This is a genomic window from Mesorhizobium sp. M7A.F.Ca.CA.001.08.2.1 (assembly GCF_003998455.1).
Lineage (GTDB): Bacteria > Pseudomonadota > Alphaproteobacteria > Rhizobiales > Rhizobiaceae > Mesorhizobium > Mesorhizobium ciceri.
The window spans coordinates 1-1462 of the sequence record NZ_RZPW01001117.1 but is presented as its reverse complement, the minus strand read 5'-3'; the positions used below and the strand labels follow the sequence as shown (position 1 = coordinate 1462).

Below are 1462 nucleotides of genomic sequence, written 5' to 3'. Positions count from 1 at the left end.
TGCCTGAACTGATCGGCCTCGGCGGCCCGGTCGGCGCATATGCCAATGGCTTCACGTCAACCGAAGCACTTAAGCACGGCGGCACCGTCGATGTGCTGCACGCTCGTCACGACCTTGGCCCGGATGCCTATGCAGACCAGGCGATCGGCTGGGTGGAGGCTGGCGCAAGCATCGTTGGCGGCTGCTGCGAAGTCGGACCACCGCACATCGCCGCCCTGCGCGACCGGCTCGAACAGGCCAGCTACGAAATTTCGGGAGTTTTGCATGCCTAGACCATCATCGCGCATTTCCGGCATCGTGCCTTCGGGCAAGGACGGCTGGGAAGTCCATTTCGCCGCCTGGACGCGCAAGGAGGCCGGCGAAGACATCATCATGCTGTCGGTTGGCGACCATGATTTCGACACGCCTTCGCAGACCATCGAAGCCTGTGTGACCGCGGTTCGCGGCAGCAATCATCACTACACCCCGCTTCCCGGCTTGCCGCGCCTGCGCAAGGCGATGGCCGCGGCCTCGAGCGCCTGCACCGGCGTCGAGACATCGCCGGATCAGGTGATCGCCACGCCGGGCGGCCAGGCCGCACTCTACGCGGCCGTGCAGGGCGTGCTCGACCAGGGCGATCACGCCATCGTCGTGGCGCCCTATTATGCCACCTATCCCAACACGTTCAGCGCCGCTGGCGCTGATTTCACCGTCGTCGAGACACCGGCCGAGGATGGCTTCCAGCCGCGAGCCGACATGATCCGCGCGGCAATCCGGCCGAACACGCGCGCCATCCTGATCAACACGCCGAACAATCCAACCGGTGCGGTCTATTCGCGCGAGCGGCTGGAACAGTTGGCAGAAGTCTGCCGGGAGCACGACCTCTGGCTGCTGTCGGACGAAGTCTACTGGACGCTCGGCGGCGGCGAGCACGTCTCGCCGCGCTCGCTGCCAGGAATGGCCGAGCGCACGCTGGTCATCAATTCGATGTCCAAGAGCCACGGCATGACCGGCTGGCGCATGGGCTGGCTGACGGGACCGGAGCAGATGATCACGCTCATGATCAATCTCAATCTGGTGACGACCTACGGCCTGCCGGCCTTCATCTCGATCGCTTGTTCCGAGGCGCTGGAGAACCGTTACGGCGTCAAGGAGATCGCCGAACGCTACGCGGCACGCCGCACCGTCTTGCTCGACGCCGTGCGGGGCATGAACGATGTCACCGTGCGCGGTTCGGAGGGCGGCATGTATGTCATGCTCGACATCTCGGCCGTCGAGCCGGACGACGAGAAATTCGCCTGGGCCCTGCTCGACAAGGAAAAGGTTGGCGTGATGCCCGGCTCCAGCTTCGGCGAGGCGGCCGCCGGCCACATTCGCATCAGCCTCTGCCAGCCCGAACCCGTGCTGCAGGAAGCTGCACTTCGTCTGCGCCGCTTTGCTTCCAGCTACCGTTGCGAGGCAGCATGATCGCCAAGGCAGTTCC

At 65.0% G+C, this 1462-nt stretch carries 2 protein-coding genes; both read left to right on the top strand.

Annotation, left to right across the window (positions count from 1 at the left end; genetic code table 11):
• Positions 1-272, top strand: a 272-nt coding sequence (locus EN914_RS35345) for a homocysteine S-methyltransferase family protein (RefSeq protein ID WP_206527317.1), incomplete at its 5' end; no start/stop codon positions are given.
• A complete protein-coding gene (locus EN914_RS35340) occupies positions 265-1446 on the top strand; it encodes a pyridoxal phosphate-dependent aminotransferase (protein ID WP_013531134.1) in 1182 nt (393 codons plus the stop codon). The genes EN914_RS35345 and EN914_RS35340, both read left to right, overlap by 8 nt.
• The last annotated feature ends 16 nt before the right edge of the window (positions 1447-1462 follow it).